A 16172-nucleotide genomic window follows, 5' to 3' on the forward strand; every position below is an offset into this window, starting at 1 on the left:
AGGGAGCGGACATGGACAGGACGACGGGCTGGAGAGGGTGGGCGGCGGGGCTGGTGCTGGCGGCACTGCCTGCGATGGCCACGGCTGCCGCACCAGCAGCCTGGTCCACGACGACGACGCCGGGCACCTCGTGCGCGGCCTGCCACGGCACGCCGCCCGACCTGCCCTCCGACAGCGCGACCTACGGCAAGATTGTCCAGAACGCGGCGGCGCTGGTGTCGGAATCGGCGCTGCGTTCGGCCATCACCGCGAATGTGTCGATGGGGGCGGGCATTGCCGGGGCCTACTCGGTGGCCGATCTGAACGCCGTGCGCGCATACCTCGTCCGCGTTCGTGATGCCACGGTGACCTCCTCGATGCCGGCCTTCCCGCTGACGGCGGTCGGTGCCGTCGCCCCCGGCTTGCAGGACATCGTCATCAGCAATGAGCGCGGCAAGGCGCTGGGCTACACCTGCAGCCTGAGCGGCACGAACCCGGGCGACTTCCAGGTCGGCGGCGGCTGTCCCGGCACGGTGCCGGCGCAAGGCTCGACGACGCTGTCCATCCGCTACGCGCCGACCGCGGCGGGCACGCGCACTGCCACCTTTCACCTCAGCCTGTCCGGCGCCGCGGCCGATCCGGTGCCGCCCGCGCGCACGGTCGCGCTGCAGGGCACCGCCATCGTGCTGGCGCCGCAGCTCAGCCTGCCGGCCAGCCTCTCGGCCACGGCAGTCGTTGGCACGCCGTTCACCACCAGCACGAGCCTCACGAACACCGGCAACGCCAACCTGACCCTGTCCTTCGGCGCGCCGACCGGTGCCCAGGCGGCCGAGTTCAGTGTCGATGCGGCCAGCACCTGCAGCGGCGGGCCGGTCCTGCCTTCCACCAGCTGCACGCTGCTGGTGCGCTTCGCCCCGGCGGCGGCGGGCAGCCGCAACGCCACGCTGCCCGTCACCCACAACGCCAGCGGCAGCCCCGGGTCGATCGCGCTCGTCGGCACGGCGACACCAGCCCCGGCCCCAGCGATCCAGCTCAATGCAACCGCGCTGACGTTTGCCAGCCAGACGCTGGGCACGGCCAGCACAGCCCAGTCACTCCAGCTGACCAACAGCGGCACGGCGCCGCTGACGCTGTCGGCGCTGTCCGTCTCCGGCACAGCCCTTGGCGACTTCAGCCTTGGCGGCACCTGTGTGGTCGGCACGCCGCTGGCCGTCGGGGCCCCGTGCACTGTGTCCGTCACCTTCCAGCCCGCAGCACTCGGTGCACGCAGTGCGGCACTGGCGATCAACTCCAACGCCAGCAACGGCAACGCGGTCGTCACGCTCGCGGGCACGGGGGTTCCCGTGCCGGCCCCCGCGGTGACCTTCTCCAGCGCCCTGGTCGACTTCGGCCCCCAGAGCGTCGGTGGCCTGTACGCGCCGCGCAGCGTGAGTTTGCGCAACAGCGGCACCGCAGCGATGGCGATTGCCGGGCTGACCGTGTCCGGCGCCGGCTTCAGCCGCGCGGCGACCACCTGCGGCGCCGCGCTGGCCGCTGGCGCCGACTGCACCGTCGATGTCGCCTTCGCGCCGACCGCCGCCGGTGCCACCTCCACCGGCGCGCTGACCCTGAACAGCGACGCGGCCGGCTCGCCGCACACCGTCTCGCTGACCGGGCGGGGTGTGGCCGCGGCGCTGCCGGTGCTGGTCTGGTCGCCGGTGGCGACGACGCTGGCCTTCGGAGACGTGTCGGCGGGCACGGTGTCGCCAGTGCAGTCGGCCACGGTGCGCAACCAGGGGCCGGGGGGTGTCATGCTGCAGATCCTCAATGCGATCGGCGCCCAGCCGGCCGCGTTTTCGGTCGGCGGCACCTGCACGCCGGGGCTGGTGCTGCTGGAAGGGGTGACCTGCCAGGTCGACGTCCGTTTCATGCCCACGCTGGCCGGCTTGCAGTCTGCCGAGGTGCAGCTCGCCTCGACCGGCACCCTGCCGCCGCGTCTGGTGCTGACGGGCACCGGGCTGGCCGGTCCGGCGCCCGCTGCGACGCTGTCCACCACGGCGCTCGCCTTTGCCGACACGGCAGTGGGCGCGCAGTCGGCGCCGCAGGAAGTGCTGCTGTCCAGCAGCGGCAGTGGCGCGCTGCAGGTCACCGCGGTGGCGCTCGACGGGCCGTTCGTGCGGGTGGGCGGCTCCTGTCCGGTGGCGCCGTTGCCGTTGCCGTTGTCGTTCGCGCTGGTGCCGGGCCAGTCCTGCACGCTGCGGTTGGCACTCGCCCCGGACCGCGCCACCGCAGTGGCCGGCACCCTGTCCATCGCCGCCGCCGGCCTCGCCCAGCCGCTGCAGGTCACGCTCTCTGGCCGCGGCACCGACCCGCCGCCCGACTCCGGCGGTGGCTGCTCGATCGCCTCGGGTGTGCGCTCGGAAGGGGGCGTCGACCCGCTGCTGGCGCTGCTGTCGGTCGGTGCACTCGGGGTGCTGGTGGCGCGTCGGCGCCGCCGGGGAGGGCGCGATGCTCGCCGCTGATCTGCCGCGCTGGGCCTTGCTGCTGGTGCTGGCGCCGGTGACGGAGGAGCTGGTGTTCCGCGCCGGGCTGCTGGAAGGCCTGCTGCGGCGCGGCTGGCGCGCGGGTCTGGCGGTGGCGCTGTCGGCGCTGGCCTTCGGTCTGGCGCATCTGGCGACGCGGTCGGCGGGCCTGGCGCTGGCGACCGTGCTGCCCGGTGTGCTGCTCGGGGTGGTGTACGCCCGCACGCGGCAGGTCGGTCCCTGCATCGCGCTGCATGCGGCGATGAACGGGGCGTGGCTGCTGGCGCTGCCCTGGTGGCAAGGACAAGGAGGCTGACCATGGTGTCCCCGATTCGCGCGGTGTGGCGGGTGCTGCTCGCAGGGCTGATGCTCGTGGCCGGACTGGCGGTGGCACCGCCCGCCCAGGCCCAGTTCACGCTGAACCTCTACGGCGTCCTCGACGCCTCGGTCGGCCGCTTCCAGGCCAGCGGCGGTCTGGTGGACAACGCCGTGCGCAGCGGCCAGATGGCGACCAGCCGCTTCGGCATCACCGGGCGCGAGCTGCTCGACGAGGGCTGGTCGGTCGGCTTCACGCTCGAATCCTTCCTGCGCGTCAACACCGGCGAGCAGGGCCGCAACGACCTCGATCCGTTCTGGTCCCGCGAGTCCAGCCTCTCGATCGCCAATGCCCGCTACGGCACGCTCAAGCTCGGCCGCTTCAGCACGCCGCTGTTCGAGGCCACTGGCCGCTTCAACGCTTTCGGCCCGTCACCCGGCTTCTCGCCCGCGCTGCGCCACACCTTCCTGAGCGGCCCGCTCGGCGGCGCGCAGGGCGACCTGTACTGGGACCGCGCCATCGGCTGGACCTCGCCGAACTGGGGCGGGCTGACGGTCAAGGTCGTGCACGCGGGCGAGGACCGCATCGGCCGCCACGCCAACACCGGCCTGAGCCTGGTCTACGCCCGCGGCCTGGCCACCGTCGCGCTCAACCTGCAGCGCACCCGCCACGACGAGCGCCAGCCGCTGGGCACCGACGAGCGGATCTGGCAGATCGCCGGCGTCTACAACGCCGGGCTGGGCAAGCTGCTGGCGCAGTACACCCGCACCGACGACCGCAGCTTCGACGTGAAGAGCCGCATCGTCAGCGTCGGCGCGCTGGTGCCGCTGGGCGCGGGCAATGTGATGCTGCAATTCGCGCAGACCCTGGCCGACGGTCCGGCGATCGATCGCAAGCACCAGACGTTCAGCCTGGGCTACGACTACGACCTCTCGAAGCAGACCGACGTCTACGCCGTCCTGATGCGCGACCAGGTGCGCCGGCAGGCGACCGGGCTGACCCTGGCGACGGGGGTGCGGATGCGCTATTGAACGATTGAAAATCGCTCACGCCCCCGCACAACAACTCTCACGCGGACACCGGTCCGTTCCGCCAGGATCCACGGCAGTGCACCCGCCCCGGGTGAGGAGACCCCGCCGTGTCGACCCAGACCCCCGAACCCCGCCTGGACGAGGCCGCCCGCGACGCCCGCCAGGCCGCCGTGCTGGCCCGCCTGCGCACGGTGCTGCCGGCGCACGCGCTGCTGTCGCGCCGCGCCGATGTCACGCCCTACGAGTGCGACGGCCTGACCGCCTACCGCGAGCGCCCGCTGCTGGTGGCGCTGCCCGAGACCGACGCGCAGGTCGCCGAGATCCTGCGCATCTGTCACGCGATGGGTGTGCCGGTGGTCGCGCGCGGCGCTGGCACCGGCCTGTCGGGTGGCGCCATGCCGCACCGCGAAGGTGTCACGCTGTCGCTGGCCAAGTTCAACAAGATCCTGCGGCTGGACGCGGACGCAGGCCTCGCGGTCGTGCAATGCGGCGTGCGCAACCTGGCGATCAGCGAGGCCGCCGCGAAGTTCGGCCTCTACTACGCGCCGGATCCGTCGAGCCAGATCGCCTGCACCATCGGCGGCAACGTGGCGGAGAACTCGGGCGGCGTGCATTGCCTCAAATACGGCCTGACGCTGCACAACGTGCTGGCCGTGAAGGGCTACACCGCCGAGGGCGAGCCGGTGACCTTCGGCGGCGAGGCGTTCGACGCACCCGGGCTGGACCTGCTGAGCGTGCTCATCGGCAGCGAGGGGATGCTGGCGGTGACGACCGAGGTCACGGTCAAGCTGGTGCCGAAGCCCAAGCTCGCCCGCTGCATCATGGCCAGCTTCGACACCGTGGAAGCCGCGGGCGACGCGGTGGCCGCGGTGATCGCCGCCGGCATCATCCCCGCCGGGCTGGAGATGATGGACAAGCGCATGACGGCGGCGGTGGAGGACTATGTCCACGCCGGCTACGACCTGGAGGCGGCGGCCATCCTGCTCTGCGAGAGCGACGGCACACCCGAGGAGGTCGAGGAGGAAATCGGCCGCATGACCAGCGTGCTGCAGCGCTGTGGCGCGAGCCGGCTGGCGGTGAGCCGGGACGAGGCGCAGCGGCTGAAGTTCTGGTCGGGCCGCAAGAACGCCTTCCCGGCGTCGGGCCGCATCAGCCCGGATTACATGTGCATGGACTCGACCATCCCGCGCAAGCGCCTGGCCGAGATCCTGCGCGCCATCGAGGCGATGGAGCAGAAGTACGGCCTGGGCTGCTGCAACGTCTTCCACGCGGGTGATGGCAACCTGCACCCGCTGATCCTGTTCGATGCCAACGACCCGGACCAGCTCCACCGCTGCGAGCTGTTCGGCGCCGACATCCTGGAGACCAGCGTGCGTCTGGGCGGCACGGTCACTGGCGAACACGGCGTCGGCGTGGAGAAGCTGAACTCGATGTGCGTGCAGTTCTCGCCCGAGGAGCGCGCGCAGATGCTGGCGCTGAAGGCCGCGTTCGACCCGGCCGGCCTGCTCAACCCCGGCAAGGTGATCCCGACGCTGCAGCGCTGCGCCGAGTACGGAAAGATGCACGTCAGCCGCGGCCTGCTGCCGTTCCCCGAACTGGAGCGTTTCTGATGGACGACGCACTGCAGACACTGCGCGCGCAGATCCTCGACGCGACCGCCACCCGCACGCCGCTGGACATCCGTGGCCACGGCAGCAAGGCCGCCTGGCGCCCCGATCCGGCGCGGGCCGATGCACGGACGCTGGACGTGACACCCCTGACCGGCATCAGCGCCTACGAGCCGACCGAGCTGGTCGTGACCGTGCGCGCCGGCACGCCGCTGGCCACGCTGGAGGCGGCGCTGGCGGAGCAGGGCCAGTTTCTGGCCTTCGAGCCGCCGCGGCTGGGTGGTCGCGGCACGGTGGGCGGCATGGTGGCTGCTGGGCTGGCCGGGCCGGCGCGGGCGTCGGTGGGCAGCGTGCGCGACTTCGTGCTGGGCGCGACGATGCTCAACGGCAAAGGCGAGCTGCTGAGCTTCGGCGGGCAGGTGATGAAAAACGTCGCCGGCTACGACGTGTCGCGGCTGCTGGCCGGGTCGTGGGGGACGCTGGGCGTGCTGTGCGACGTCTCGCTGAAGGTGCTGCCGCGGCCGATCGCGGTGGCGACGCTGCGGTTTGCGCTGAGTGCGCCGGAAGCGCTGGCGAAGCTCACCACGTGGTCGCGCCAGCCGCTGCCGCTGAACGCGAGCGTGTGGCACGAGGGCGTGCTGCTGCTGCGCCTGAGCGGCGCGCAGGCGGCGGTGGACGCGGCACAGCGCAGCCTCGGCGGCGAGACCGTGGCCGAGGCGCAGGCCCAGCCGCTGTGGGACGGCCTGCGCGACCGCACGCACGCGCTGTGGGCGTTTGCCGCGCAGGGCCTGCCGGCGGGGCAGCGGCTGTGGCGCCTGTCGGTGGCGCCACACGCGCCGATGCTGCGGCTGCGCGGCCAGTGGCTGATCGAGTGGCACGGCGGCCAGCGCTGGCTGCTGAGCGACGAGCCGGCCGGCGCCGTGCACACAACGGCCGCGCAGGCGGGTGGCCATGCCGAGTGCCATGTCGGCGCAGCACCGGGCGAGCCGCGCACCGCGCCGCTGTCGCCGGTGCTGGCCCGGCTGAACCGGCAGGTCCGCGCTGCCTTCGATCCCCACGGACTGTTCGACCCCCAAGGTCACGGCCACCCCCATGCACACTGAACTCTCCCCCGAATTCGCCGGCACTGCCGATGGCGAGGCCGCGCAGGCCATCCTGCGCAAGTGCGTGCACTGCGGCTTCTGCACCGCGACCTGCCCGACCTACCAGCTCCTCGGCGACGAGCTGGACGGCCCGCGCGGCCGCATCTACCTGATGAAGGAGTTCCTCGAAGGCGAGCCGGCCACGCGCGAGACCCAGCTCCACCTGGACCGCTGCCTGACCTGCCGCAACTGCGAATCGACCTGTCCCTCGGGTGTGCCGTACGGCGAGCTGGTCGACATCGGGCGGCGCCTGGTGGACGCGCGCGTCGAGCGCCCGCCGCTGGAGCAGGCGACCCGCTGGCTGCTCAAGGAGGGGCTGACCTCGCCGCTGTTCGCGCCGGCGATGGCGCTCGGGCAGGCGCTGCGCCCGCTGCTGCCGGCGGCGCTGAAAGCCAAGGTGCCCGAGCGGGTAGTCGCCGATCCGCGCGGCACGCCGACGCGGTCACACGCGAGGCGGATGCTGATGCTGGCGGGTTGCGTGCAGCCGGCGATGAGCCCGAACATCAACGCAGCGACGGCGCGTGTGCTCGACGCGGCGGGCATCGAGGCGGTTGTCGCGCCGGGCGCTGGCTGCTGCGGCGCGATCCGGGCGCACCTGGGCGACCAGGGCGGCGGGCTGGCGGACATGCGGCGCAACATCGACGCGTGGTGGCCGCTGGTCGAGGGCGGAGCGGTCGAGGCGATCGTGATGAACGCGTCCGGCTGCGGCGTGACGGTGAAGGAGTACGGCCACCACCTCGCGGGCGATCCGGCCTATGCCGAAAAGGCCGCGCGCATCAGCGCCGTGACCCGCGACCTGAGCGAGCTGCTGCCGATGCTGGTGCCGGTCCTCCAGCCGAAGCTCGCCGCTGCGGCGCAGGCCGGCCAACTGGCGCTGCACCCGCCGTGCACGCTGCAGCACGGCCAGCAGCTCAAGGGCGGGCTGGAGGAGGGTTTGCGGCAACTGGGCTTCACGGTGGCGCTGCCCGACGAGAGCCACCTGTGCTGCGGCTCGGCGGGCACCTACTCGGTGCTGCAGCCCGTGCTGTCGCAGCAGCTGCGCGAACGCAAGCTGGCGCACCTGAGCGCACTGCAGCCGGACACGATCGTCTCGGCCAACATCGGCTGCATCACGCACCTGCAAGGCGGCTGCGCGACGCCGGTGCGGCACTGGGTGGAGGTGGTGGACGCGGCGCTCGGGAGAGGGTGAGCGCCGCGGGGGTCAGTTCGCCCGCGGGGCTTGCGGGTACTGCACGAGGATCTCGTCCGGCTTGACCATGCCCAGCTCGAGGCGGGCACTTTCCTCGATGATGGCCAGACCTTCCTTGAGGTCCTTCAGCTCGGCCTGCAACTGGTCGTTGCGCACACGCGCCGCGGCATTGCGGGTCTGCTGATCGGCGACCTGCGCCGACAGCTCCCGCACGCGCGGCGTGCCGCTGCTGCCAAACCAGAGGGTGGCGTGCACCAGCCCCAGCAGGGCCAGCAGCAGCGCGGTGATGACGCGCGAGGTCGTCATGCCCAGCCCGGTGGATCAGCGCAGGTTGTAGAACGCGGCGCGGCCCGGGTAGACGGCGATCTCGCCCAGGTCCTCTTCGATGCGCAGGAGCTGGTTGTACTTGGCGATGCGGTCGCTGCGGCTCATCGAACCGGTCTTGATCTGGCCGGCGTTGAGACCCACGGCGATGTCGGCGATCGTCGAGTCTTCGGTTTCACCCGAGCGGTGCGAGATGACCGCCGTGTAGCCCGCGCGCTTGGCCATCTCGATGGCGGCGAAGGTTTCCGACAGGGTGCCGATCTGGTTGATCTTGATCAGGATCGAGTTGGCGATGCCCTTGTCGATGCCTTCCTTCAGGATCTTGGTGTTGGTCACGAACAGGTCGTCACCGACGATCTGCACGTTCTTGCCCAGGCGGTCGGTCAGCACCTTCCAGCCGGCCCAGTCGCCTTCGGCCATGCCGTCCTCGATCGAGATGATCGGGTACTTGTCGCACCAGGTGGCCAGGATGTCGGTCCAGGCTTCGGCCGTCAGCACCAGGCCTTCGCCTTCGAGGTGGTACTTGCCGTCCTTGTAGAACTCGCTGGCGGCGCAGTCCAGGCCGAGCGCGATCTGGTCGCCCGCGCGGTAGCCGGCCTTCTCGATGGCGTCCAGGATCATCTGGATGGCGGCTTCGTGGTTCGGCACGCTCGGGGCGAAACCACCTTCGTCGCCCACGGCGGTGCTCATGCCCTTGTCGTGGATGATCTTCTTCAGCGCGTGGAACACCTCGGCGCCCCAGCGGACGGCTTCGCGGAAGGTGGGGGCACCGACCGGGATGATCATCAGCTCTTGCAGGTCGAGGTTGTTGTTGGCGTGGGCGCCGCCGTTGATGACGTTCATCATCGGCACCGGCAGCTGCACACCACCCATGCCGCCGAAGTAGCGGTACAGGGGCAGACCGGACTCTTCCGCGGCAGCGCGGGCGACGGCCATCGACACGGCCAGCATCGCGTTGGCACCCAGGCGCGACTTGTTGTCGGTGCCGTCGAGGTCGATCAGGGTCTTGTCGAGGAAGGCTTGTTCTGCGGCGTCGAGGCCCAGCACGGCTTCCGAGATCTCGGTGTTGATGTTCTGGACCGCGTTCAGCACGCCCTTGCCCAGGTAACGGCTCTTGTCGCCGTCGCGCAGCTCGATGGCTTCACGCGAACCGGTGGACGCGCCGCTCGGCACGGCCGCACGGCCCATGACGCCGCTTTCCAGCAGCACGTCGCATTCGACGGTGGGGTTGCCGCGGCTATCGAGGATCTCTCGGCCGACGATGTCTACGATGGCGCTCATTGCTTCACTCCTGTTTCAAATTCCTGGTCGGTGGTGTGCGGATGGTGCCTTCCGGCCGTTACCCGCGCTGAACAATCCGACGCAACCCGTGATCCTAAATCCCCAGCCTGAAGCAGGGCTCAACACGAAAAATCGTTTTCGAGCAAAGGTTGCGACTTGACCACCCGGTCAAGGGCCACCAGTTGCTCCAGCAGCGCACGCATGTGGCGCAGCGGCACCGCGTTCGGGCCGTCGCTCCAGGCCTTGGCCGGGTTCGGATGTGTTTCCATGAACAGCCCCGCCACGCCCACGCCGACACCCGCCCGTGCCAGCACCGGCACCATCTCGCGTGCGCCGCCACTGACGTTGCCCAGCCCGCCCGGTTTCTGCACCGAGTGGGTCACGTCGAACACCACCGGCGCGCCGGTGTTGCGCATCTCGGCCAGGCTGGTCATGTCGGCCACGAGGTTGTTGTAGCCGAAGCTGACGCCGCGCTCGCAGGCCAGGAACAGGTCTTCCGACAGGCCGGCTTCCTTCGCGGCAGCGCGGGCCTTGTCGATGACGTTCTTCATGTCCCAGGGCGCGAGGAACTGGCCCTTCTTGATGTTCACCGGCTTGCCGCTCTGGGCGACGGCGCGGATGAAATCGGTCTGGCGGCAGAGAAACGCCGGCGTCTGCAGCACGTCCACCACGCTGGCGACTTCGGCGATCTGCGCGGCGTCGTGCACGTCAGTCAGCACGGGCAGACCCGTCTGGCGGCGCACTTCGTCGAGGATCTTCAGACCCGCGTCCATGCCCACGCCGCGCTGGCTGGTGCCGGACGAGCGGTTGGCCTTGTCGAAGGAGCCCTTGTAGATCAGCGGGATGCCCAGCGCGGTGCAGGCTTCCTGCAGTTGGCCTGCCACGTCGATGGACATCTCCAGCCCCTCGATCGAACAGGTGCCGGCGATCAGGAAAAACGGTCGGTCCAGGCCGACGTCGAAGCCGCAGAGCTGCATTTACTGACCTGCCTTGTGCTTGAGGGCTGCGTCGATATAACCGATGAACAGCGGGTGGCCGTCCCACGGGGTGGACTTGAACTCGGGGTGGAACTGCACACCCACGTACCACGGGTGCACCGACTGCGGCAGCTCGACCATCTCGGTGAGCTTCTCGCGCTGGGTGATCGCGGAGATGACGAGGCCGGCGTTCTGCAACGCGCCGAGGTACTTCTCGTTGGCCTCATAGCGGTGGCGGTGGCGCTCTGTCACGACGTCGCCGTAGATGCCGTGCGCGATGGTGCCGGGCTTGACGTCCGAACTCTGCGCGCCCAGGCGCATCGTGCCGCCGAGGTCGGAGTTGGCGTCGCGCTTCTGGATCGAGCCGTCGGCGTCCTGCCATTCGTCGATCAGGGCGATGACCGGGTGCCGGGTGTCGGGGTCGAATTCGGTCGAATTGGCATCGGTCAGGCCGGCCATGTGGCGCGCGTACTCGATGGTGGCGACCTGCATCCCCAGGCAGATGCCCAGGTAGGGGATGCCGTGCTCGCGGGCGTACTGCGCCGCGACGATCTTGCCCTCGATGCCGCGCTTGCCGAAGCCGCCGGGCACGAGGATCGCGTCGTACTTCGCCAGCTGGTCGGCGGCTGCGGGCGTCAGCGTCTCGGAGTCGACATACTCGATGTTGACCTTGACGTGGTGGTGGATGCCAGCGTGGCGCAGCGCCTCGTTGAGCGACTTGTACGAGTCCGACAGCTCGGTGTACTTGCCGGCCATCGCGATCGTGACCTCGCCCTTCGGGTTGGCGACTTCCTTGACCAGCCGGTCCCAGCGCGAGAGGTTGGCCGGCTTGGTCAGGAGCTGGAACTTCATGCAGATCATCTCGTCCAGGCCCTGCTCGTGGAGCATGCGTGGCACCTTGTAGATCGTGTCCGCGTCCCAGACCGAGATCACGCCGTGCAGCGCGACGTTGGTGAACAGGGAGATCTTCTCGCGCTCTTCGTCCGGGATCGGGCGGTCGGCGCGGCAGAGCAGCGCGTCGGGCTGGATGCCGATCTCGCGCATCTTCTGCACCGTGTGCTGGGTCGGCTTGGTCTTCAGCTCGCCAGCGGCGGCGATCCACGGCACATAGGTCAGGTGGACAAACGCGGAGTTCGTCGGGCCGAGCTTCAGCGCCATCTGGCGGACGGCTTCGAGGAAGGGCAGCGATTCGATGTCACCGACCGTGCCGCCGATTTCCACGATCGCCACGTCCACGGCGTCGGGCGTGCCGACACCGGCGCCGCGGCGCACATAGTCCTGGATCTCGTTGGTGACGTGCGGGATGACCTGCACCGTCTTGCCGAGGTAGTCGCCGCGGCGTTCCTTCTCCAGCACCGAGGTGTAGATCTGGCCGCTGGTGAAGTTGTTGGACTTCCGCATGCGCGTCGTGATGAAGCGCTCGTAGTGGCCCAGGTCGAGGTCGGTTTCCGCGCCATCGTCGGTGACGAAGACCTCACCGTGCTGGAACGGCGACATCGTGCCCGGATCGACGTTGAGGTACGGATCCAGCTTGATGAGGGTGACCTTCAGGCCGCGCGATTCGAGAATGGCGGCCAGAGAAGCGGCGGCGATGCCTTTGCCCAGGGAGGACACGACACCGCCGGTGACGAAGACGAACTTGGTCATGTGGAGCGGCCCTCCCTTGACGGTGCTGCGGGCGAATGGGCGCCGGGCGAGCAACTTTCAGGAGGGCCGTGGTGGTAAAACGAGATTATAGGTCGGCGAGGGACGGGGGGCGGGTGCCACAATCTTTGCCGTCGCCGCATGCAAATCCTCGCCAACTGGGTGGACGCCATGGAACAGCCACTTGACGAACGCAGCCTGCGCACGCACGGGCGGGTCGTGATGAACCTGAGCCGCCATCTGGGCAATGCGCTGGACGGCACGCGCTGCGAGGTGTACGCCGAGTCGATGCAGCTCCAGATCGAGCAGAACCTCTGCTACCCGGACGTGTTCGTCACCTGCGATCCGCGTGACCTGACGACCGAGCGGGTGTTTGTCGCGCCGACGCTCATCATCGAGGTGCTGTCGCCGAGCACCGGGCACTACGACCGTGGCCTGAAATTCGCGCTCTACCGCCGGCTGGCGAGCCTGAAGGAATACGTGCTGATCGACCCCGAGACGCGCCGGGTCGAGGCGTTCCGGCTCACCGAGGCGGGGTGGCTGCTTGATGACATGAGCGATGGGGCGGTGCTGCGGCTGGCGAGCATCGGGTGCGAGGTGGCGCTGGAGGATGTGTTCGCTGGGGTGACGAGGCCGGATACGCCATAGGATTAGCGCTGTGTGGCCAACAGAGCCGACCATGAACCATCAGCCCACCGCACCACCACCACCGCCCTGCACATGCTCACGATCACGCGCCCCCTCGCCGTCGCCCTCAGCCTGCTCGCTTGCACCGTCCACGCGCAAACCCCTGCGTCCCTGGACGGCCGCTGGACCGGCACCACCACCTCCGCCACCTCCGGCGCCGAGCTGCTGATCGACGTGGAGATCAAGGACTTCGCCGGCACCTGGACCTACACCGCCCCGGCCGCCAACGCCAAACGCGCCGGGCCATGCTTCGGCCGCCCATTCCCGCTGGAGGTCCGGCCGCAGCCCGGCGACCAGTACGCCGTCAGCGTGGACGGCGCCCGGCACATCACCGGCTGCCCGGTCTTCTCGCTCACCCTGAAGCGCATCGACGAAACCATCCTAGAAGGCATCTTCGCCAACGGCCGTCCGGCCAAGCTGGTGCGGCAGTAGGTGTTCCTCCTCCCCCAGCGGGGGAGGCTGGGAGGGGGCTTCGGCCGTCAGCCCACATCGCGATCCCGCTACGATCCCGCCCCATGCGCGTCCTGACCTACCAAGACCTGAACCTGCGCCGCGTGCGGCCTGCCTTCGACAAGTTCCGCAAGGCGATCGAATCCGGCGATTTCCGCTCCGCCCAGATCCGCAAGCTCGCGGCGGGTTCCGGTCCGGCCCCGTACTGGCGCGCCCGGCTCGACGACAGCAACCGCCTGCTGCTGCAGTTCGCCCGGCGGGGGGACGAGACGGTCTGTCTGGCGCTGGAGGTCATCGAGAACCACGCCTACGACAAATCGCGCTTCCTGCGCGGCGCCGTGGTCGATGAGGCCAAGCTCGACGCCGAGCCGCCGCCCGCCGATCCCGCCACGCTGCCCGCGGGCGAGGTCGTGCCGCTGCGCTGGCTGCCCGGTGCGGCTACGCCTGCGACCAAGGCGGCGGCCGGCCCGACCTTCGAGCTGCTCGACAAGCCGATCTTCTTCGACGACACCCAGGAGGCCGTGCGGCGCCTGCCGTGCCCGGTCGTGGTGGTCGGCTCGGCGGGATCGGGCAAGACGGCGGTGACGCTGTCGAAGCTGCGCGAGGCGACCGGGTCGGTGTTGTACGTGACGCACTCGGCCTACCTTGCCCAGTCGGCCCGCGCCCTCTACGCCAGCCACGGCTACGAGAACCCGCACCAGGAGCCGGAGTTCCTCAGCTACCGCGAGTTGCTGGAAACCCTGCGCGTGCCGGATGGGCGCGAGGTGAGCTACCCGGCGTTTGCCACCTGGGTGCAGCGCCACCGCCAGGCCCTGCGCACCACGCTCGGTGACGCCGATGCCCATGCCCTGTTCGAGGAATTCCGCGGCGTCATCGGCAGCGCCGTCGGCGGGCCGCTGACGCTCGACGCCTACCGCGCGCTCGGCCCGCGTCAGTCGCTGTTCGGCCCCGACGCCCGCGACGCCGTGCATGGCCTGTTCGGCAAGTACCGCGACTGGCTGCGCGAGACCGGCCAGTTCGATCTCAACCTCGTCGCGCACGCGTGGCACGCGCTGGCCACCCCCACCTACGACTTCGTGCTCATCGACGAGGTGCAGGACCTGACCCCCGTGCAGCTCGCGCTGGTGCTGGCGCTGCTGAAGGCGCCGGGGCAGTTCCTGCTGTGCGGCGACTCGAACCAGATCGTGCATCCGAACTTTTTCTCGTGGGCCGCCGTGCGCTCGCTGTTCTGGCATGGACTGGCCGGAGCCGCCGCGCAGCGCCAGGATCTGTCGGTGCTGCAGGCCAACTTCCGCAACACCCGCGCCGTGACGCAGCTCGCCAACGCGGTGCTCAAGGTCAAGCACGCCCGCTTCGGCTCGATCGACCGCGAGAGCAATTTTCTGGTCCGGCCGGCGACGAGCGAAGAAGGATCGGTGCGACTCCTGCCGACAAAGGACAGCCTGCTGCGCGACCTCGACACCCGCACCCGCGCCTCCGCCCGCCACGCCGTCATCGTGCTGCGCGACGAGGACAAGGCCGCCGCCCGGCAGGTGCTGCACACGCCGCTGGTCTTCAGCGTCCACGAGGCCAAGGGGCTGGAGTACCCGCACGTCATCCTCTACCGCCTCGTCTCCGACCAGCGCGCCGCCTACGCCGACATCTGCGACGGCGTGACCCCGGCCGACCTGCTGACCGAGGACCTCGCCTACCGCCGCGCCCGCGACAAGGCCGACAAGTCGCTGGAGCTGTACAAGTTCTACGTCAATGCCTTCTACGTCGCGCTGACCCGGGCGGTCGAGACGCTGACGCTGGTCGAGCAGGACACCGGGCATCCGCTGCTGCAATTGCTCGACCTGAAGCCGGGCGAGGCGGCCATGACGGGCGCGGTGGCCACGTCGTCGAAGGAGGAATGGGCACAGGAAGCGCGGCGCCTGGAGCTGCAGGGCAAGCAGGAGCAGGCGCAGGCGATCCGCGAGGCCTTCCTGAAGCGCCCAACCCCGCCGTGGACACCCTGGTCCGAGGCCTGGGCGCGGGAGTTGCTGCCCAAGGTGGTCGATCCGAAATACCCGTCGTCCAAGCAGCGCAACGCGCTCTACGACTACGCCCTGTGGCACGGCCAGCACCGCCCGGTCGAGGCGATCCTCACCACCGTCCCGACGTTTTCGCCGACGCTGCGTGGCCCGGACCTCGTGCGCCAACGCCATCTGCAGCCATGGGCCAGTCGCCAGTTCAAGGATGTGCTGCGCCAGTGCGACCAGTACGGCGTTGACCACCGGGTACCCGAGGGTGCCACCCCGCTGATGATGGCGGCGCGGGCCGGCAACCTTGAACTCGTCGATGCGTTGCTGGCGCGCGGTGCCGACCTGGAGCAGCGCGACGAGTTCGGGCACACCGCCTGGTGGATGGTCTTGAACCGAGCGGGCGAGGACGCCGCGTTTGCCGAGCGCGCCCTCGCCGGGCTGGCCGAGCGGCTCATGCCGGCGGCGCTGGACGTGCAGACGGCGCAGCGGCTGGTTCGGCTGGTGCCGCAGCAGGCCGAATACTGGGTGCTGTCGGTGATGCTGGCCGGATTCAAGACGCTCGGAGCCCGGGTGCTGGCGCGGCCTGAACCTCTCTACATGTACCGAAGGGGGTACTTCAACGACCACCTGCGTCTGACGCTCGACCGACTGCCGCTGCACCTGTGGTCGGCCCAGCGGCGCAAGCGCGATTACGTCAGCAGCGTGCTGGCCCGCGCCGAGCACGACAGCAGCTACCGGCCGGCGCGCCAGCTCTGGGTGCGCACCACCAATGGTCACTACCTTCCCAGTCCGCGGATGCAACTGCGTGTGCGGGCGCCCGAAGGGGCCGAGGCGGAGGGAGACCGGATCGTCTGGCGACCGGTCTATGACGTGCTCAACCTGTCCTGGGTTGATGCGGGGACCGGGCAGGTGGATGACCGGCTGAGTGGCTGGACGTTCGCCTCTGTCCTCGGATAGCCGACAAGGGGCACCCTGTTCAGCCGAGGCCGAGCCGCCCCAGTCCCGCCACGACCAGCCCGCCGACCATGAAGGTCGGCGTGA

The 16172-nt window shown here is 70.0% G+C and carries 13 protein-coding genes; 9 read left to right on the plus strand and 4 right to left on the minus strand.

Translation table 11 applies throughout. The features are described 5' to 3' along the window. Positions 1-11 precede the first annotated feature (11 nt). The 6 genes from AABN02_RS04555 to glcF all read left to right on the plus strand — a co-directional run bounded on the left by AABN02_RS04555 (position 12) and on the right by glcF (position 7765). Complete coding sequence (locus AABN02_RS04555; RefSeq protein WP_338413731.1) at positions 12-2480, plus strand: choice-of-anchor D domain-containing protein; 2469 nt, start codon at positions 12-14, stop codon at positions 2478-2480. Next, the gene (mrtJ, locus tag AABN02_RS04560; protein WP_338413732.1) at positions 2467-2796 is read left to right on the plus strand and encodes a JDVT-CTERM system glutamic-type intramembrane protease; all 330 of its coding nucleotides are present in this window, start codon (positions 2467-2469) and stop codon (positions 2794-2796) included. The genes AABN02_RS04555 and mrtJ overlap by 14 nt, the downstream gene beginning before the upstream one ends. Positions 2797-2798: 2 nt before the next feature. Continuing rightward, entirely contained in the window at positions 2799-3827 is a 1029-nt protein-coding gene (locus AABN02_RS04565) for a porin (protein ID WP_338413733.1), read from the plus strand. A 107-nt stretch (positions 3828-3934) separates the two neighbouring features. Beyond that, positions 3935-5437: an FAD-linked oxidase C-terminal domain-containing protein gene (locus tag AABN02_RS04570; protein ID WP_338413734.1), complete on the plus strand. Its 1503-nt coding sequence runs from the start codon at positions 3935-3937 to the stop codon at positions 5435-5437. Next, a complete protein-coding gene (glcE, locus tag AABN02_RS04575) occupies positions 5437-6537 on the plus strand; it encodes a glycolate oxidase subunit GlcE (RefSeq protein ID WP_338413735.1) in 1101 nt (366 codons plus the stop codon). The genes AABN02_RS04570 and glcE overlap by 1 nt, the downstream gene beginning before the upstream one ends. After that, a complete protein-coding gene (glcF, locus tag AABN02_RS04580) occupies positions 6527-7765 on the plus strand; it encodes a glycolate oxidase subunit GlcF (protein WP_338413736.1) in 1239 nt (412 codons plus the stop codon). The genes glcE and glcF overlap by 11 nt, the downstream gene beginning before the upstream one ends. A gap of 12 nt (positions 7766-7777) precedes the next feature. Here glcF and AABN02_RS04585 read toward each other — a convergent pair whose 3' ends face one another. The 4 genes from AABN02_RS04585 to AABN02_RS04600 all read right to left on the minus strand — a co-directional run bounded on the left by AABN02_RS04585 (position 7778) and on the right by AABN02_RS04600 (position 11994). Further along, the gene (locus AABN02_RS04585) at positions 7778-8071 is read right to left on the minus strand and encodes a septum formation initiator family protein (RefSeq protein ID WP_338413737.1); all 294 of its coding nucleotides are present in this window, start codon (positions 8069-8071) and stop codon (positions 7778-7780) included. 15 nt (positions 8072-8086) lie between these two features. Next, a complete protein-coding gene (gene eno / locus AABN02_RS04590) occupies positions 8087-9370 on the minus strand; it encodes a phosphopyruvate hydratase (RefSeq protein WP_338413738.1) in 1284 nt (427 codons plus the stop codon). Positions 9371-9489: 119 nt separating this feature from the next. Continuing rightward, the gene (gene kdsA / locus AABN02_RS04595) at positions 9490-10347 is read right to left on the minus strand and encodes a 3-deoxy-8-phosphooctulonate synthase (protein WP_338413739.1); all 858 of its coding nucleotides are present in this window, start codon (positions 10345-10347) and stop codon (positions 9490-9492) included. Further along, positions 10348-11994 carry a CTP synthase gene (locus tag AABN02_RS04600; protein ID WP_338413740.1) on the minus strand — a complete coding sequence of 549 codons (1647 nt, stop codon included), beginning with the start codon at positions 11992-11994 and terminating at the stop codon, positions 10348-10350. 138 nt (positions 11995-12132) lie between these two features. Between AABN02_RS04600 and AABN02_RS04605 the strand changes: the two genes are divergently transcribed. From AABN02_RS04605 to AABN02_RS04615, 3 genes are all read left to right on the plus strand, one after another. Further along, entirely contained in the window at positions 12133-12639 is a 507-nt protein-coding gene (locus AABN02_RS04605) for a Uma2 family endonuclease (RefSeq protein WP_338413741.1), read from the plus strand. A gap of 12 nt (positions 12640-12651) precedes the next feature. Next, positions 12652-13110 (plus strand): hypothetical protein, encoded by a 459-nt coding sequence (locus AABN02_RS04610; protein ID WP_338413742.1) that lies wholly within the window; start codon positions 12652-12654, stop codon positions 13108-13110. Between the two features lie 83 nt (positions 13111-13193). Then, positions 13194-16088, plus strand: coding sequence for a UvrD-helicase domain-containing protein (locus AABN02_RS04615; RefSeq protein WP_338413743.1), 2895 nt, complete (start codon positions 13194-13196; stop codon positions 16086-16088). Positions 16089-16172 lie beyond the last annotated feature (84 nt).

The organism is uncultured Sphaerotilus sp. (assembly GCF_963924895.1).
In the GTDB taxonomy this organism is placed as follows: Bacteria; Pseudomonadota; Gammaproteobacteria; order Burkholderiales; family Burkholderiaceae_C; genus Sphaerotilus.